Raw genomic sequence first — 13,378 nt, 5'->3', positions numbered from 1 at the left:
GGCAGCCGCTTCTCGATGTCCTTCAGGGCTTTGGTACGGGACTTGGCGAAGTCTCGGATGATCTGCTGCTGCGGCACCGAGGCACCGTCGCGGAGCCACGGCGTCCCGGCGCGGGCTTCGGTGAGCATCTTATCGAGCTGGGCTGGTCCGCACGTCAGCCTGTCGTCCGGATGCGCTCGGTTGTGGGCGTGCACGGCGCGGGACTTGGCCACGCACTCGCTCCACACCCAGCGACAGCGGTCCCACTCGCCGAGCAGGGCAGTGCGGGCGGTCGACGACACACGCAGGCGGTAGGTGTACCGGGCATGCCCAGTATCCCCCGAAGCATTCCATCGTGTCGCCATGGTGTCATTCTACCACTGGATAGCCATCGCAAACTCACTACTCTGGGGTCATGGATGAAGAGAAGCGCATCACGCTCCGACTGCCCGCCGACCTGCACGAGTGGCTGGCCGCTGAGGCCAAGTCCGCCCGCAGGTCCCTCAACTCCGAGATCGTCTACCGCTTGGAGGTCGAGCGCGACGCGGCCACGGCTGACCCCAAATCGCCCTGACGGCAATTCGGTTTTCCCTGGCCTGCTCCACAGAAGCCCGATTCCCCCCCGACTCGCAGGCCGGGGCACCCTCGGAGGAACCTTGTGACCACCTACCCGGGCGCAGGACCCGTGGTCCACGACCCCATGACCCTGCCCGTCGACGACAACGTCAACGCCTACACCTTCTGCGTGGAGCTCAAGGGGAGCCAGTGGTTCCTCCAGAAGGGGAAGATGATCGCCTACTACGGCTCGATCGACTTCAACGGCATCGGGCACGGCCGACTCGACCGACTCGTCCGTACGTCCTTCCATTCGCCTCTGCACGCGAGCGACTGGGTCGTGGCGGAGGGCTCGGGCAAGATGCTCCTCGCCGACCGGGCCTTCGATGTGAACTCGTACGACCTGGACGACGGCAATCTGACCATTCGCTCGGGCAATCTGCTCGCTTTTCAGCCAAGTCTGTCCCTCAAGCAGTCGATCGTGCCGGGTTTTCTCACACTCATCGGAACCGGAAAGTTCGTGGCCGCGTCGAACGGTCCGGTGGTGTTCATGGAACCCCCGATCCGGGTGGACCCGCAGGCACTCGTCGGCTGGGCCGACTGCCCCTCGCCGTGCCACCACTACGACCACGGTTACATGACCGGCGTAATGGGCGGTCTACGTGCGATGACGGGCCTCGGCGGAGCCTCCGGGGAGGAGCACCAGTTCGAGTTCGTGGGGGCCGGCACGGTACTGCTCCAGTCGACGGAAATCCTGATGGCCGAGCAGGCCACCGGAGTGACTCCGCACGAGCCGGGCGTGCCCGGCGGGGGCGGCGCGATGGGGGGTCACGGGGCGTCCGGCACACCGCGACTTCCCGGACAGCTCGGAGACCTCCAGCGTCGCTTCGGGCTGTGAGCGGTAGTCTGCGGAGTGTGACATCGAACGCGTGCGCACAGTCACACCACCTTCATTAGTTCGCCTTTCAACTTCTTAGGTAGACTTCATTCATGGAGACCGAGACGGCCACGCGCTGGCTGACCGATGCGGAGCAGTGCGCCTGGCGCACCCACCTGGAGGTCAACAGGCTGTTGACGTACCAGCTCGAAAGGGACCTCCAGCCGTTCGGCCTGACAATGAACGACTACGAGATCCTGGTGAACCTCTCCGAGTCGGAGGGCGTGCGGATGCGGATGAGCGATCTCGCGTCCGCCACCCTCCAGTCCAAGAGCCGCCTCTCGCACCAGATCACCCGCATGGAGAACGCGGACCTGGTGCGCCGGGAGAACTGCGAGTCCGACCGCCGCGGGCTGTACGCCGTGCTCACCGAGCACGGCATGGAGACGATGAAGAAGGTCGCGCCTCATCACGTGGCGTCCGTTCGGAGGCACTTCATCGACCTGCTCGACCCCGAGGCCATGACCGAGCTCGACAAGGCCCTCAAGCCCATCGCCGAGCACCTCCGCGGACACCGGGGACGCCCGTAGGTGAACCGGGGCGCCCGTAGCCGGCGCCCTCTAGGCCGACGGCAGGCGGAGTTCGAACAGGGCTCCGCCTGCCGGCGCGTCGCGCACCGTGAGCGTGCCGCCGTGCCGGACGGCCACGTCCCGGGCGATGGCCAGGCCAAGTCCCGCTCCGCCGTCGTCGCGGCTGCGGGCGGCGTCTAGCCGTACGAACCGCTCGAAGACGCGCTCCCGTTCGCCCTCGGGCACTCCGTCGCCGTCGTCGGCGACCTCCAGCACCGCCCGGTCCCCGACGCGCCGAACGGTGACCGAGACCGCGTCCCGCGCGTGCCGCCGCGCGTTGTCCAGCAGATTGGCCAGCACCCGCTGCAGCTGCCCCCGGGATCCGGCCACTTCCACGCCCCCGGCCGCCTCGACGCTCACCCCGGCCCGCCCCGCGGCCTCCTCCCGCGCCAGCGCCCCCAGGTCCACCCGGGCGTCACCGCGCCGCTCCCCCGCGTCCAGCCGCGCGAGCAGCAGCAGGTCGGCGGCCAGTCGCTGAAGCCGTACGGTGTCCTCGACCGCGCCCGTGACGTCCAGCAGCTCGGGATGGGCGGCGCCCACCTCCAGCTGGGTGCGCAGACTGGCTATCGGGCTGCGCAGCTCGTGGGAGGCGTCGGCGACGAACCGGCGCTGGCGTTCCACGGAGGTCTCCAGCGCGGCCAGCGTCTCGTTGGTGGTGCGGGCGAGCCGGGCCACCTCGTCGTGCGTGTCCGGCTCCGGGACGCGCCGCGCCAGATCCTCGGAGGCGGTGATCGCTGCCATCTCGCGCCGGATGCCCTCGACCGGGCGCAGAGCGCGCCGGGTGACCAGCCAGGTCACGCCCGCGACGACGCCCAGCAGCAGCGGGAACCCGATCAGCATGCTGGTGAGCGCGGTGCTCACGGCGCTGTGCTCGGCGGACAGCGGGGCGCCCGCGTACACGGTGAGGGTGCCCCGGTCCCCGGCCTCCACCTCCACGACGGCGAACCGGTAGTCCCCGCTGTCCCCGTCGACCGTCGCGGAGCCGTCGCGGAAGTCGGTGTCCTCGTCGATCTCACCGGCGTCCGGCGCGCCCGCCTGCGCCTGGTCGTCCGTGTCCGTCCTGTCATCCGTGTCGTCCGGGTCGCGATCGGGGTCCGCGGGGCCCTGTCCCGTGCCACCGCCGGCCGCGTTCGGACGCACGGCATCGCTGCCCGTCCCGCTGATCCGCTCCAGGTCCTCACTGGCTGCGACCAGCTTCCCGTCCTCCGTGAGGACCTGGACCGGCCGGTCGTCGCCGTCCAGGGACAGTTGCGCGTACGTCCTCCCGGCCACGAGTTCCGCGGCGACCTCCCGCGCGGTGCGTTCGGCCTGGGTGCCGGCCTGGTCGCTGAGGTTGGAGCGCAGCGAGAGCAGGACCGCCGCACCGGCGGCGACCAGGGCCACGGCGACGACGAGGGTGGCGCCGAGCGTGGCCCGGGCCCGTACGGAACCGAACAGACGCCTCACCGGGCGGTCTCCAGCCGGTACCCGGCACCGCGCACGGTCCGGATCAACGTCGCGCCCAGCTTGCGGCGCAGGGCACTGACGTACACCTCGACGATGTTGAGGTCGCCGTCGTAGGCGAAGTCCCACACGTGGTCGAGGATCTCGCCCTTGGACACCACCTGGCCGGCCCGCAGCACGAACTGCTCCAGGACGGCGAACTCCTTCGCGGTGAGCGCCACCTCGTCGTCCCGCAGGAAGACCCGGCGGGCCGCGGTGTCCACCCGGAGCTCACCGAGGACGTGCACGGGCGACGCCCCGGCTCCCTGCCCGCGTCGCCGCAGCAGCGCCTTGATCCGCGCGACCAGCACCACGTACGAGAACGGCTTGGTCAGATAGTCGTCCGCGCCCGTGTCCAGACCCTCGGCCTCGTCGTACTCGCCGTCCTTGGCCGTGAGCATCAGGATCGGTACGTCGTTGCCGGCGGCGCGCAGCGTCGAGCAGACGCGGTAGCCGTTCATGCCGGGCAGCATGATGTCGAGCACGAGCAGGTCGTACGGCGACTCGCTCGCCCGGTGCAGCCCCTCCAGCCCGTCGTGGACGACGTCCACGGCGTAGCCCTCGGCGGTCAGGCCCTTGGCCAGGGACAGGGCGAGGCGCTTCTCGTCCTCGACGATCAACAGGCGCATGGGGAACAGGGTCCCAGACGGAAGCTGAAGCGATCTTCAGGTTGCTTCAGGCTGGCTTCAGCTCCGGTCCTGCAGCGTGGTTCCCGTTGAAGCGAACGGAACGAACCCACCTCCGGGAGGACATCCATGAAGCGCCACCTCGTCGCCGTCTCCACCATCACCGCGGTCGCCCTGATCGGCGGCGGCGCCACGCTCGCCTTCGGTGCGGGTGGCGAGGGCGACACGCCGGCCAAGTCGCCCGCGGCGGTGCAGGGAGACGACAGGGACACCGACGCGCAGGACGAGCGAGACGACCGCGACGACCGCGACGGGGACGCCGCCGAGGCGCGCGGCAGCAAGCTGACCGCCGCTCAGGCGATCGACGTGGCCCTGAAGGCGAAGCCGGGCACGGCCGTCTCCGCCGACCTCGAAGCCGGTGACGACGAGGACGACGTCCGCGGCTGGGAGGTGGACGTCCTGGGCTCGGGCTCCACCTCGTACACCGTCCACGTGGACGACCGGACCGGCAAGATCCTCGCGACCGAGACCGAGCGGGACGACGACGCGGCCGAAGCCCACCGCGCGCTGAAGGTCGCCACGGTCGACGCCAAGCAGGCGGCCGAGGCCGCCGCCCCCGAGGGCACCGTGACGTCCGTCGACCTCGACGACGACCGGTCCCCCCGCTGGGACGTGGAGACCATGGACACCCACGGCAAGGACCACGACTGGAACGTCGATGTGAAGACGGCGAAGGTCACCGCCGACCGGGACGACGACTGATCAGACCCGATGGGACCGGGGCCGCACGCGGGGCGTGCGGCCCCGTCCGGCTGTCGCCCGGACCGCGCCCGCCGCCGAAATCAGCGCCGTCGCCCCGGCCGCCGCGAAGCACGCGCCGAGCGGGGCGTGGGTGAGGAGCAGCCCCGCCGAGATCGCGCCGCAGGAGCTGCCCGCGTTCACGGCGGTGTTGATCCAGGCGCCCGCCCGGGTCCGCGCGCCCGGCGGCGCCGTCTCGTCGGCGATGAGGTAGGCCGTGGTCAAGGCAGGGGCGACGAAGGCACCGGCGCAGGCCAGGGCCGCCGTGAGGCTCCACGGCTCGGAGGCGGCACCTGCCGCGCACAGCGCGAGGCCCAGGCCCGCCGCCTGCCACGGCAGCCGCACACGCGCGGGCGTGCGCCAGTCGATCGCGCCGTTCAGGAGACCGCCCACCGCGCTGCCCGCCGAGAGCGCGGCCAGCATCCAGGCGGCCGTGTCGGCGCCGTGGCCGTGCCGTTCGGCGAAGGCCGTCACCAGCAGGTCGACGGCGCTGAGCGCGAGGCCCGCGCCGGCCGCGACGACGACCGGTTGGAGCAGGCCGGGAGCGGAGTCCTTCCCTCGTTGCCGCGGCCGTCGCGAGGATCCCCGCAACGCGCCCACGACCGGTGAGGCCACGAACGCGCAGGTCCCGGCCGCGATCAGGGCCGCGGTCAGCAGCAGTCCGGCGGCCGGCGGTGCGAAGCGGACCAGTACGCCGACCAGCACGGGACCCGACACGTAGAGCAGTTCCTCGGCGACGCCGTCCAGGCTGTACGCCCGTTGCAGCAGTCGCCGGTCGTGGACCAGTTCGCCCCAGACCATGCGCATGGTCGGGCCGAGTGGGGGCGCGCAGGCGCCCGTGAGCGCGGCGACCGCGCCGAGGACGACCGCCGGGGTTCCGGGGCTCCAGGTGACCGCGGCGAGCAGGGAGAGCAGGCCGGCGTGGAGCAGGGCCATGGGGGTGAGAGCGCGGCGCGGGCCGTGGCGGTCGACCAGGGAGGCCCGTAACGGCATCAGGAGGACCGCGGAGGTCCCGAACAGGGCCATGACGGTCCCGGCCACGGCGTACGAACCGGTCGCCCGGACCGTCGCCAGCAGCAGGGAGAGGGAGACCACCCCGTACGCCAGGCGGCCGGCGAGGGCGGCGGCGAAGGTGGTGCGGGCTCGGGGGACGCGCAGGACGGCGGCGTACGACGGCCGCGCGAGGGGCGTGGACATGCGTGAGTTCCTCGACGTGAGGCGGAGAGGGGACACCGGAGTGCCACGGCGGCCGAGCGAAGTGCTCGGCCCGCGTGCGTGGCTTGGGTGTGCTCTACGCCAGAAGGAGGAACATGCGGGTCAACCTAGCACCGTGGACCCGGAGTCGACGCCCTCTTCAAGACTTCCCTCAGGACTCCGTGAGGCCCGCCACCAGTTCGTCCGCCGCGCGGTACGGATCCAGTTCGCCGGTGATGATGCGCTCGGCGAGGGCGCTGAGGCGGCGGTCGCCGTGCAGGTCGCCGATGCGTTCGCGCAGGGCCGTGACGGCGATCGTCTCGACCTCGCGGGCGGCGCGGGACACCCGGCGTTCGGCGAGGACGCCGTGCTCCTCCATCCAGGCGCGGTGCTTCTCCAGGGCCTCGACCACCTCGTCGACGCCCTCGGCGCGTGCCGCGACCGTCTTGACGATGGGCGGGCGCCAGTCGCCGGGGCCGCGGGCCTCGCCGAGGCCCAGCATGTGGTTCAGCTCGCGGGCCGTGGCGTCGGCACCGTCGCGGTCGGCCTTGTTGACGACGTACACGTCGCCGATCTCCAGGATGCCCGCCTTGGCGGCCTGGATGCCGTCGCCCATGCCGGGGGCCAGCAGCACCACGCTCGTGTCGGCCTGGGAGGCGATCTCCACCTCCGACTGGCCCACGCCGACCGTCTCCACCAGGATCACGTCGCAGCCCGCCGCGTCGAGCACGCGGATGGCCTGCGGGGCGGACCAGGCGAGGCCGCCCAGGTGGCCGCGGGTGGCCATGGAGCGGATGTAGACGCCCGGGTCGGAGGCGTGCTCGGACATGCGGACGCGGTCGCCGAGGAGGGCGCCGCCGGAGAACGGCGAGGACGGGTCGACGGCCAGGACGCCGACCCGCTTGCCCTGCTTGCGGTAGGCCGTCACCAGCGCCGAGGTCGACGTGGACTTGCCGACGCCCGGGGAGCCGGTGAGGCCGACGACGTAGGCGTTGCCGGTCAGCGGGGCCAGCGCCGCCATGACCTCCCTGAGCTGCGGGGACGCCCCCTCCACCAGGGAGATCAGCCGGGCCACCGCCCGGGGCCGGCCCTCCCTGGCCTGGGCCACCAGTGTGGAGACGTCCTGCATCACAGCTCCGTTCAGGAAGGTCACGACGGTCGTGACGGCCACCACCGTCACGACCGTCACGGGAAGAGACCGGCAGAAAAACGCTTACGCCTTGGGTACCCGCACGATCAGCGCGTCACCCTGACCGCCGCCGCCGCACAGCGCGGCCGCGCCGACACCGCCGCCGCGCCGCTTCAGCTCCAGCGCGAGGTGCAGGACGAGGCGGGCGCCCGACATGCCGATGGGGTGGCCGAGGGCGATGGCGCCACCGTTGACGTTCACCTTTTCCGTGGAAACCCCGAGGTCCTTCATTGACTGGACCGCGACGGCGGCGAAGGCCTCGTTGATCTCGATGAGGTCGAGGTCGGCGACCTCCAGGCCCTCCTTCTTGAGGGCGTGCCGGATGGCGTTCGACGGCTGGGACTGGAGGGAGTTGTCCGGTCCGGCCACGTTGCCGTGGGCGCCGATCTCGGCGATCCAGTCCAGGCCGAGCTCCTGCGCCTTGGCCTTGCTCATCACGACCACGGCCGCGGCGCCGTCCGAGATCTGCGAGGAGGACCCGGCGGTGATCGTGCCGTCCCGGGTGAACGCGGGGCGCAGCTTGCCGAGCGACTCGGCGGTGGTGTCGCCGCGGATGCCCTCGTCCTTGCTGAAGACGACGGCGTCGCCCTTGCGCTGCGGGATCTCGACCGGGGTGATCTCGGCCTCGAAGACGCCGTTCTTCTGTGCGGCGGCGGCGCGCTGGTGGGACAGGGCGGCGATCTCGTCCTGCTCCTGGCGGCCGAGGCCGAGGCGGGTGTTGTGCTTCTCCGTGGACTCGCCCATGGCGATGTTCTCGAAGGCGTCGGTGAGGCCGTCGTGGGCCATGGCGTCGAGCATCTCCACCGCGCCGTACTTGAAGCCCTCGCGGGACTTGGGCAGCAGGTGGGGCGCGTTGGTCATGGACTCCTGGCCGCCGGCGACGATCACGTCGAACTCACCCGCGCGGATCAGCTGGTCGGCGAGCGCGATGGCGTCGAGGCCGGACAGACACACCTTGTTGATGGTGAGCGCCGGGACGTTCATCGGGATGCCGGCCTTGACGGCGGCCTGGCGGGCCGGGATCTGCCCGGCGCCGGCCTGGAGCACCTGGCCCATGATCACGTACTGCACCTGGTCGCCGCCGATCCCCGCACGGTCGAGGGCGGCCTTGATCGCGAAGCCGCCGAGGTCGGCTCCGGAGAAGGATTTCAGCGAGCCCAGCAACCGTCCCATGGGCGTACGGGCGCCCGCGACGATCACCGAGGTAGTGCCGTTCGTTCCAGTCATGAGGTGCGATCCCCTTCCGGCTGCACTGCCGAGGAGTGAACGAGGGTTTACTTCGAATGTACTGAGTGGCACTCCGTGCCGTCATCGGGCCGTCGGTGTGATCGCGCGCACGTTGCGTAACCACCTCCGGGGCGCTGCACTGAATCCATGCTGACGCGAATCGACCACATCGGGATCGCCTGCTTCGACCTCGACAGGACCGTCGAGTTCTACCGCACCACGTACGGCTTCGAGGTGTTCCACTCCGAGGTCAACGAGGAGCAGGGGGTCCGTGAGGCCATGCTCAAGATCAACGACACGTCGGACGGCGGGGCTTCCTACCTCCAACTCCTCGAGCCGACCCGGGAGGACTCCACCGTCGCCAAGTGGCTCGCGAAGAACGGCGAGGGCGTCCACCACATCGCTTTCGGTACGGCGGATGTCGACACCGAGGCGGCCGACATCAAGGAGAAGGGCGTACGCGTTCTGTACGAAGAGCCACGGCGCGGTTCCATGGGGTCGCGGATCACGTTCCTGCACCCGAAGGATTGCCACGGCGTTCTGACAGAACTGGTCACTTCTGCGCCTGTTGAGTCACCTGAGCACTGACCCCCGTACATATGGGCCGGTAGGGTTGGGTGCGGTCGCCGCTCCACCAGGGTGACCGCAGTCCGGGGTCCTGTGTTTCGGGGGACGCGCGACGGGGCAGCAGTCCGTGCTCCGCCGTTGATCTGACACCATTCCCCGGGGGCCCCGTTCGGCGTACGGACGGAGCTCGTACGGAGAAGGTTGCGACCAGGGGACGGATGGGACCGCGCAGTGCGGGGCTACGAGAGCCAGGAGCGGGAGCCGGCGGCTGACGTCGACCACCTCACTCGGTTCGAAGCCGAGATGAAGCGGCTGAAGACCGAGCGGGAAAAGGCGATCCAGCATGCCGAGGACCTCGGCTACCAGGTCGAGGTGCTGCGCGCCAAGTTGCACGAGGCGCGGCGCACCATCATGTCCCGGCCCGCCTTCGACGGCGGTGACATCGGCTATCAGGCCGAGCAGTTGCTGCGCAACGCGCAGATGCAGGCCGACCAGCTGCGCCAGGAGGCCGAGCGCGAGTTGAGCCAGGCGCGGGCGCAGACCCAGCGCATCCTCCAGGAGCACGCCGAGCAGGCCGCGCGCCTCCAGGCGGAGCTGCACCAGGAGGCCGTCTCCCGGCGTCAGCAGCTCGACCAGGAGCTGGCGGAGCGCCGCCAGACCGTCGAGTCGCACGTCAACGAGAACGTCGCCTGGGCGGAGCAGCTGCGCGCCCGTACGGAGCAGCAGGCCCGCCGTCTCCTCGACGAGTCGCGTGCCGAGGCCGAGCAGGCGCTGGCCGCGGCCCGCGCGGAGGCCGAGCGGGTCGCGTCCGAGGCCCGGCAGCGGCTCCAGAGCGAGGCCGAGTCGGCCCGCGCCGAGGCCGAGCAGCTGCTGCGCCGCGCCCGTGCGGACGCCGAGCGGCTGCTGAACGCCGCCTCCACGCAGGCCCAGGAGGCCACCGACCACGCCGAGCAGCTGCGCACCTCCACCGCGACCGAGTCGGACGCGGCGCGCCGTCAGGCGGGTGAGCTGAGCCGTGCCGCCGAGCTGCGCATGGCCGAGGCGGAAACCGCGCTGCGCGAGGCGCGCTCCGAGGCGGAGAAGCTCGTCACCGAGGCCAAGACGGCCGCCGAGAAGGCGCTCGCGAGCGCCGAGTCGACCAACGAGCAGCGCACCCGTACGGCGAAGGAGCAGGTCGCCCGGCTGGTCACCGAGGCCACCAAGGAGGCCGAGACCACCAAGGCGGACGCCGAGCAGATCGTCGCGGACGCCCGCGCGGAGGCGGAGAAGCTCCTCGACGAGGCCGCCGAGAAGGCCCGTACGCTCACCGCCGAGGAGAGCGCGACCCAGCTGTCGAAGGCGGCCAAGACCGCCGAGGACGTCCTCAACAAGGCCCAGGAGGACGCCCGCGGCACCACCCGTGCGGCGGCCGAGGAGGCGGAGCGGATCCGCCGGGAGGCCGAGACCGAGGCGGACCGGCTGCGCGCCGAGGCGCACGACATCGCCGAGCAGCTCAAGGGCGCCGCGAAGGACGACACCAAGGAGTACCGCGCCAAGACGGTCGAGCTCCAGGAGGAGGCCCGTCGGCTGCGCGGCGAGGCCGAGCAGCTGCGCTCCGAGGCGGTCGCCGAGGGCGACAAGATCCGCGCGGAGGCCCGCAAGGAGGCCGTCCAGCAGATCGAGGAGGCGGCGAAGACCGCCGAGGAGCTGCTGGCGAAGGCGAAGGCCGACGCGGACGAGCTGCGGCAGAAGGCCACCACGGACAGCGAGAAGGTCCGTACGGAGGCCATCGAGCGGGCGACCACGCTGCGCCGGCAGGCCGAGGAGACCCTGGAGCGCACCCGCGCGGAGGCCGAGCGCCAGCGCGACGAGGCGGTGGAGCTGGCCGAGACCATCACCTCCAACGCCGAGGAGGCGGCGCGCGAGCTGCGCGAGGAGACCGAGCGCTCCGTCGCGGCCCGGCAGGCGGAGGCCGCCGAGGAGCTGACCCGGCTGCAGTCGGACGCCGAGCAGCGGCTCACGGCCGCCGAGCAGGCGCTGACCGAGGCTCGCGCGGAGGCCGCGCGGATCCGCCGTGAGGCCGGCGAGGAGATCGAGCGGCTGCGTGGCGAGGCCGCCGAGCGGATCCGCTCGCTCCAGCAGCAGGCCGAGGAGGAGGCCGAGCGGCTGCGCACCGAGGCCGCGGCCGACGCGGCCGCGTCCCGTGCCGAGGGCGAGTCCGTCGCCGTACGTCTGCGGTCGGAGGCCGCGGCCGAGGCGGAGCGGCTGAAGTCGGAGGCTCAGGACACCGCCGACCGGGTCCGCGCCGAGGCGCAGGCCGCGGCCGAGCGGCTGGCCACGGAGGCGTCGGAGACGCTGGCCGCCGCCCAGGAGGAGGCCACCCGGCGCCGTCGCGAGGCCGAGGAACTGCTCGGCTCCGCCCGCCAGGAGGCCGACCAGGAGCGTGAGCGGGCCCGCGAGCAGAGCGAGGAGCTGCTGGCGTCGGCGCGCAAGCGCGTGGAGGACGCGCAGACCGAGGCCGTACGCCTGGTCGAGGAGGCCGACCGGCGCGCCTCGGAGATGGTGTCGGCGGCCGAGCTCCACGCCCAGCAGGTGCGCGACTCCGTCGTGGGGCTGCACGAGCAGGCGCAGGAGGAGATCACCGGGCTGCGCAGCGCCGCCGAGCACGCGGCGGACCGTACGCGCCGGGAGGCCCAGGAGGAGGCGGACCGGGTCCGCTCCGACGCCTACGCCGAGCGGGAGCGGGCCGGCGAGGACGCGGCCCGGCTGCGCCGCCAGACGCACGAGGAGGCGGAGGCCGCCAAGGCGCTGGCCGAGCGCACGGTCGCGGAGGCGATCGAGGAGGCGGACCGGCTGCGGTCGGACGCGTCGGCGCACGCCCAGCGGGTCCGTACGGAGGCGTCGGACACCATCGCGCAGGCCGAGCAGGACGCCTCGCGTACCCGTGCGGACGCCCGTGAGGACGCCAACCGGATCCGGTCGGACGCGGCGACGCAGGCGGACACCCTCATCACCGAGGCGCGGTCCGAGGCGGAACGGCTGCAGACGGAAACCCTCGCGGAGGCGGAGCGGCTCCAGTCGGACACCGCCGTCGAGGCGGAGCGGGTACGCACCGAGGCGATCAACGAGGCCGAGCGGCTGCGCTCGGAGACGATCGCGCAGGCCGAGCAGCTTCTGGCGGACGCGAGCGGCGAGGCGGAACGGCTGCGGGCCGGGGCCGCCGACACGGTGGCGGCCGCGCAGCAGCACGCCGAGCGGACCCGTGCCGAGGCGGAGCGCGTCAAGGCGGAGGCGGCCGGAGAGGCCGACCGGATGATGGCCGTGGCGCGCGAGGAGGCCGACTCGACGCTGGACGAGGCCCGCAAGGAGGCCAACAAGCGGCGCTCCGAGGCCGCCGAGCAGGTCGACAAGCTCATCACGGAGACCACCGCCGAGGCGGACAAGCTGCTCACGGAGGCGCAGCAGCAGGCGCAGAAGACCACCGCGGACGCCGAGGCGCAGGCGGACACCATGGTCGGCGCGGCCCGCCAGGAGGCCGACCGCCTTGTCTCCGAGGCGACGCGCGAGGGCAACGCGCGGGTGGAGAAGGCCCGTACGGACGCGGACGAGCTGCTCGTCGGAGCGCGCCGGGACGCCACGGCGATCAGGGAGCGCGCGGAGGAGCTGCGCGAGCGGCTCACGGCGGAGATCGAGCAGCTGCACGAGCGGGCCCGCCGCGAGGCCGCCGAGACGATGAAGTCGACGGGCGACCGCTGCGACGCGCTGATCAAGGCGGCGGAGGAGCAGCTCGCCAAGGCGCAGGCCAAGGCGAAGGAGCTGGTGTCGGACGCCAACTCCGAGGCGGGCAAGGTCCGTATCGCCGCGGTGAAGAAGGCCGAGGGTCTGCTGAAGGAGGCCGAGCAGAAGAAGGCGGCGCTCGTCAGGGAGGCCGAGGAGCTCAAGGCCGAGGCGATCCGCGAGGCCAGGCGCACGGTCGAGGAGGGCAAGCGGGAGCTGGAGGTCCTGGTGCGCCGCCGCGAGGACATCAACGCCGAGATCTCCCGTGTCCAGGACGTCCTGGAGGCGTTGGAGTCTTTCGAGGCCCCGTCCGGGGCCAAGGACGCGGCGGTCAAGGCCGGCGCGACGGTGGGCGCACCTCGATCGGGTGGCAAGTCCTCGGAGAGCTAGCGGAGCGGTCGAGTTCCGGTGTTGTCTGGGGCATTTGACCAAGTTTTTGGCAAGCCGTCCGCCGGTTAGCCACTCAAAAGGGGTGTCATTCTCCAGATCGAAACCGTAT

11 protein-coding genes and 1 pseudogene are annotated in these 13,378 nt (G+C 72.0%); 6 read left to right on the top strand and 6 right to left on the bottom strand.

Annotated features, from left to right (window positions below; all coding sequences use genetic code 11):
* Positions 1–344: pseudogene (locus tag IG99_RS33305) on the bottom strand (RNA-guided endonuclease TnpB family protein); the annotation flags it as partial.
* A gap of 50 nt (positions 345–394) precedes the next feature.
* Here IG99_RS33305 and IG99_RS46355 point away from each other — a divergent pair.
* From IG99_RS46355 to IG99_RS33290, 3 genes are all read left to right on the top strand, one after another.
* On the top strand, positions 395–553 hold the full coding sequence (locus IG99_RS46355; protein WP_037680633.1) for an Arc family DNA-binding protein: 159 nt from the start codon (positions 395–397) through the stop codon (positions 551–553).
* Between the two features lie 84 nt (positions 554–637).
* Positions 638–1,432: an AIM24 family protein gene (locus tag IG99_RS33295; protein ID WP_037680632.1), complete on the top strand. Its 795-nt coding sequence runs from the start codon at positions 638–640 to the stop codon at positions 1,430–1,432.
* A gap of 92 nt (positions 1,433–1,524) precedes the next feature.
* Positions 1,525–2,001 carry a MarR family winged helix-turn-helix transcriptional regulator gene (locus IG99_RS33290; RefSeq protein WP_037680630.1) on the top strand — a complete coding sequence of 159 codons (477 nt, stop codon included), beginning with the start codon at positions 1,525–1,527 and terminating at the stop codon, positions 1,999–2,001.
* Between the two features lie 30 nt (positions 2,002–2,031).
* Here the strand turns inward: IG99_RS33290 and IG99_RS33285 are convergent, their stop codons facing one another.
* Both IG99_RS33285 and IG99_RS33280 read right to left on the bottom strand, forming a co-directional pair.
* Entirely contained in the window at positions 2,032–3,486 is a 1,455-nt protein-coding gene (locus IG99_RS33285; RefSeq protein ID WP_037680628.1) for a sensor histidine kinase, read from the bottom strand.
* The gene (locus tag IG99_RS33280; protein ID WP_037680626.1) at positions 3,483–4,151 is read right to left on the bottom strand and encodes a response regulator transcription factor; all 669 of its coding nucleotides are present in this window, start codon (positions 4,149–4,151) and stop codon (positions 3,483–3,485) included. Before IG99_RS33280 ends, IG99_RS33285 begins: the two co-directional genes overlap by 4 nt.
* Before the next feature lie 126 nt (positions 4,152–4,277).
* Here IG99_RS33280 and IG99_RS33275 point away from each other — a divergent pair, with 126 nt between their 5' ends.
* Entirely contained in the window at positions 4,278–4,910 is a 633-nt protein-coding gene (locus IG99_RS33275; RefSeq protein ID WP_037680625.1) for a PepSY domain-containing protein, read from the top strand.
* On the opposite strand, the gene IG99_RS33270 is transcribed toward IG99_RS33275, so the two are convergent.
* The 3 genes from IG99_RS33270 to IG99_RS33260 form a co-directional block, all read right to left on the bottom strand.
* Entirely contained in the window at positions 4,911–6,143 is a 1,233-nt protein-coding gene (locus IG99_RS33270) for an MFS transporter (RefSeq protein WP_037680623.1), read from the bottom strand.
* A gap of 169 nt (positions 6,144–6,312) precedes the next feature.
* Complete coding sequence (gene meaB, locus IG99_RS33265) at positions 6,313–7,269, bottom strand: methylmalonyl Co-A mutase-associated GTPase MeaB (RefSeq protein ID WP_037680652.1); 957 nt, start codon at positions 7,267–7,269, stop codon at positions 6,313–6,315.
* Positions 7,270–7,353: 84 nt separating this feature from the next.
* Positions 7,354–8,556: an acetyl-CoA C-acetyltransferase gene (locus IG99_RS33260; protein WP_037680622.1), complete on the bottom strand. Its 1,203-nt coding sequence runs from the start codon at positions 8,554–8,556 to the stop codon at positions 7,354–7,356.
* 147 nt (positions 8,557–8,703) lie between these two features.
* Here IG99_RS33260 and mce point away from each other — a divergent pair, with 147 nt between their 5' ends.
* Positions 8,704–9,144, top strand: coding sequence for a methylmalonyl-CoA epimerase (mce, locus tag IG99_RS33255; protein WP_037680620.1), 441 nt, complete (start codon positions 8,704–8,706; stop codon positions 9,142–9,144).
* 210 nt (positions 9,145–9,354) lie between these two features.
* A complete protein-coding gene (gene scy, locus IG99_RS33250; RefSeq protein ID WP_037680618.1) occupies positions 9,355–13,269 on the top strand; it encodes a polarized growth protein Scy in 3,915 nt (1,304 codons plus the stop codon).
* Positions 13,270–13,378 lie beyond the last annotated feature (109 nt).

Origin of the sequence: Streptomyces griseus subsp. griseus, assembly GCF_000720255.1 — a bacterium.
In the GTDB taxonomy this organism is placed as follows: Bacteria; Actinomycetota; Actinomycetes; order Streptomycetales; family Streptomycetaceae; genus Streptomyces; species Streptomyces griseus_I.
Note: the sequence above shows the minus strand (reverse complement) of the source record. Positions and strands in the feature narration are given on the sequence as shown.

Excerpts from the sequence above, each read along its gene's own strand:
- IG99_RS33290 (WP_037680630.1), top strand. The coding sequence starts at position 1,525 with ATGGAGACCGAGACGGCCACGCGCTGGCTGACCGATGCGGAGCAGTGC.
- mce (WP_037680620.1), top strand. The coding sequence starts at position 8,704 with ATGCTGACGCGAATCGACCACATCGGGATCGCCTGCTTCGACCTCGAC.
- IG99_RS33275 (WP_037680625.1), top strand. The coding sequence starts at position 4,278 with ATGAAGCGCCACCTCGTCGCCGTCTCCACCATCACCGCGGTCGCCCTG.
- meaB (WP_037680652.1), bottom strand. The coding sequence starts at position 7,269 with ATGCAGGACGTCTCCACACTGGTGGCCCAGGCCAGGGAGGGCCGGCCC.
- IG99_RS33260 (WP_037680622.1), bottom strand. The coding sequence starts at position 8,556 with ATGACTGGAACGAACGGCACTACCTCGGTGATCGTCGCGGGCGCCCGT.
- IG99_RS46355 (WP_037680633.1), top strand. The coding sequence starts at position 395 with ATGGATGAAGAGAAGCGCATCACGCTCCGACTGCCCGCCGACCTGCAC.
- IG99_RS33280 (WP_037680626.1), bottom strand. The coding sequence starts at position 4,151 with ATGCGCCTGTTGATCGTCGAGGACGAGAAGCGCCTCGCCCTGTCCCTG.
- IG99_RS33270 (WP_037680623.1), bottom strand. The coding sequence starts at position 6,143 with ATGTCCACGCCCCTCGCGCGGCCGTCGTACGCCGCCGTCCTGCGCGTC.